Origin of the sequence: Escherichia sp. E2586, from assembly GCF_005781105.1 — a bacterium.
Taxonomy (GTDB): Bacteria; Pseudomonadota; Gammaproteobacteria; order Enterobacterales; family Enterobacteriaceae; genus Escherichia.
Map to the genome: position 1 here is coordinate 1 of NZ_VATN01000053.1, position 3243 is coordinate 3243.

The 3243-nt window shown below is 42.3% G+C and carries 3 protein-coding genes; 2 read left to right on the forward strand and 1 reads right to left on the reverse strand.

Going from position 1 to position 3243, the window contains the following annotated elements; translation table 11 throughout:
• Positions 1–192 precede the first annotated feature (192 nt).
• Positions 193–618: a hypothetical protein gene (locus FEK50_RS23945; protein ID WP_165489006.1), complete on the forward strand. Its 426-nt coding sequence runs from the start codon at positions 193–195 to the stop codon at positions 616–618.
• 16 nt (positions 619–634) lie between these two features.
• Positions 635–1498, forward strand: a complete 864-nt coding sequence (locus FEK50_RS23950) for a toll/interleukin-1 receptor domain-containing protein (RefSeq protein WP_131162179.1) — start codon at positions 635–637, stop codon at positions 1496–1498.
• 230 nt (positions 1499–1728) lie between these two features.
• On the opposite strand, the gene FEK50_RS23955 is transcribed toward FEK50_RS23950, so the two are convergent.
• On the reverse strand, positions 1729–3129 hold the full coding sequence (locus tag FEK50_RS23955; protein ID WP_131162178.1) for an ISNCY family transposase: 1401 nt from the start codon (positions 3127–3129) through the stop codon (positions 1729–1731).
• Positions 3130–3243 lie beyond the last annotated feature (114 nt).

Here is a 3243-nt window from a genome sequence, read left to right on the forward strand (position 1 = left end):
TGTCAAAGCTCAGTGAAAATGTCTAATCACTGGCTCATTATAAATGTCCATATGTTGAAAAGGCCGCTGCGAAAATCCCTCCCGCAGCGGCCTCTTTAGCATAACGTCATTGTGCGCACAATCATTCTGATTTAACGGTGTTTATGCTACCTTTTCTGTGTGTCTCTCTATGTACATGCGATAGGTCAAAAAATGAACATAATTGAATCTAAAATTGCTGGATTAGGATTCCTACAGGCAATCATAGCTAGAATGGCTAATAATTCGTTTTATATTAAAGGATGGGACCTAACATTATTTGTTGCAGTTGTTGCGTTAAAAAAGGATGTATCCCAATATTCAGGTTATTTACTTCTTGCGTTAATTGTGAGCACCATAGCGTTCTGTTTATTGGATGCTTATTATCTACAGCAAGAGAGGATTTTTAGGAAAATATATAATTATTTAGCCGAATCAACTTCAGAATCTATTAACTATTTCAGCATAAACCCTGTGCTATACAAAGAAATACTAAAGGGTGAGATGCTTTCATATAGAAGCTCATTAATTTCTACATCTATTCTTCTTTTCCATATACCAATGTTTGTTGCTGTTTTTATCTTTTTCGTGTTGTTTTAAATAATGGATATTAATCATGCTACATGCCTTAAACTTTTCAATACCTGATGATTCTTTTCTATTGGATGGTACTTATGCGACTACATTAGCGGAGGAGTTAAAACTTCCAAATCCGATAAATAAAATTAGGGAATCAATAACAAAATCAGATGGTTACACTGATTTTATTGATGATTCCATTAATTATGAAGAATTCAAAAAAATCTGGTTTCCTGATGTAAATGCACATGTTTTTATTTCTCATAGCCATGTGGATAAAGCTAAGGCAATAGCCTTGGCTAACTTTTTATTTTCAAGGTTTGGTATTCGTTCATTTGTCGATTCAGAAGTGTGGGGGTATATGGATGATGCACTCCGTGAACTAAATAATAAGCATAATAAATTTCCGGGACAAGAAAATACTTATATTTATGAACGCTGCAATAAACTTGCAAGCAATTTGAATATGATACTTTCATCTGCATTAATAAAAATGATACATGAATCTGAATGTCTGATATTTATTAATACAATCGACTCATGCGTTCGTGATGGGGATGAGTTTAGAACCCAATCTCCATGGATATTCACTGAGTTATTAATGAGTTCAATGCTTGAAAAGAGCGAACATAAAGATCGTCCAACTGAACTGCGCAAATCACTTGATGAATTTCGTGTAGTAGCTGCGAATGAAGCATTTGACCAGGCTGTGTTTTCATATCCATTATATTTACGACACATGCATAATGTAACCAATGATAAAATCAATAGAATCAATGCGATAAAGCCTAGCGGTCTATCTTTCACAACGACTTTTTACAGAGACACTGCATATCACTTTGAAGTCGATGATGTATTCAAAAATTTAGACTCGATCTATAACTTGGTCATTTCTCGTTAATTTTTTCGCTTCTATCCTCTAGGCCATTTTCATGAATGGCCTTTCTATTTCCAGATACCGCGAAGCGGTTCGGGGTTCTGTGACACCCGAATTTTACCTCGGTTTCCTTTGTATATAATATCATTGAAGTTATTTGCATTTCTCAGAAATCTTCTCTGGCTTTGATTGCAATAGCCGAAAGATAGCGCACACATCGCCGTTGGTCAGTTAGTACGAGGTTTCCGCCAAGTTCACCTTTTACCAAAGATGGCCTCAGAGCTTCCCTGAAGCTTTATCATGGCTTCAAGTAGGTCATCTTCGTTCAGTGAGCGCTGAGATTTGTTGATGCTAGGGGCGTGCCGTCTGCGGGAAGGCTCATCACCAGAACAAGGTAACGATTGTGAGCGATTATTGTCCCGTTTTCTCTGGACCTGACGGGCAACATCCAACACATGGCCAAGTCTCTTGTTATCTACAATGGCGACGGGATCAACCTCAGAAAGTCGGTCATAGGTGGAGTAGGGCAGCAGCAGGCCATTTAGTCGCAGCTCCTTATGTCCGTCAGGATAATGCCAGACATCAATATACTTGCCGATGGCTCTTCGACTGTACTCGTTGTCCTCAATCAGATAGAGCATTTTATCGTATTGTACAGTCAGATTTTTTGATACCCGGCGAGGCTCTCGCCAGGTAAATTCTGCATCAAGGTCATCGTCTAATGCCAGCGGCCGGTGCGCGTTAAAATCATGCAAGGGTTCTTTGGCAAAGCGCCGGTTATAATCCGCCATGTATTCTTCTGCAAATGCATTGGCCGCTTCTATTGTACAGATCCCCTTAAGCCTGAGCTCCTTAACGAGTCGGTCCTGAAGTGTCAAATGAGCACGTTCAACGCGGCCTTTTGCCTGGCTGGTTTCAGCACACAAAGGAGTAATATTAAGGCAGCGCATGGCCCTGGCAAACTGGGTTTCGCCGGGACCGGTGGTGGCGTGCTTATTATTGACTCTGAATACGCTGGCTTTATCGCTGTAGAGGATCATCGGTTTACCGTATTTCTCGATATAGCCACGTGTAGCTTCAAAATAGGTAAATGTGGACTCAGATTTCACAAACAGCAGGTGCATCAGGCGACTGGTGGCATCGTCAACATAGACCAGGGCAGTACAGGGTCGACCCCGGTTTTCAAACCAGTGGTGGTCGCAGCCATCAATTTGTATCAGCTCGCCAGTACAAGGACGCCGGTAACGAGGCTGATGAATTTTCGGTGCGCGTTGTCTGCGGGGGATCCAGAGTCCGGCCTTTATCATGAGACGTCGGATGGTTTCCTTTCCAAGGACCAGACCGTGAACTTCCTCCAGCTTTTCCCGCGCTAGCGTGGGGCCAAAATCACGGTAGTGCTCCCGGATTATACTGAGTGCCTGATCTGTCAGTGACGCTGGCAACAGACGGTTACCAGTGCGGCCACGACTCTGGTTGTTCATGCCAAGCGGCCCATACTGGCGATAACGTTTGAGCAGACGGCTGCAATGACGTGGCGTGATGCCCAGCATTTCGGCAGCCTGTCCAGGACGGATATTGCGATCGATGACATCCTGAAGGATTTTGAGGCGATTGATTTCTTTCACGGTGAACATTCCGGCGTCATTTATAGCCATAGAAAACTCCTCATCAGGAAAAAGTGAGTCGTTGTCTAGACATAGGGATCTGAGAAACTATAGCCTGGACATTCCTAATGAGCCACAAATAGACATTAGCATTGAGCCTCTACA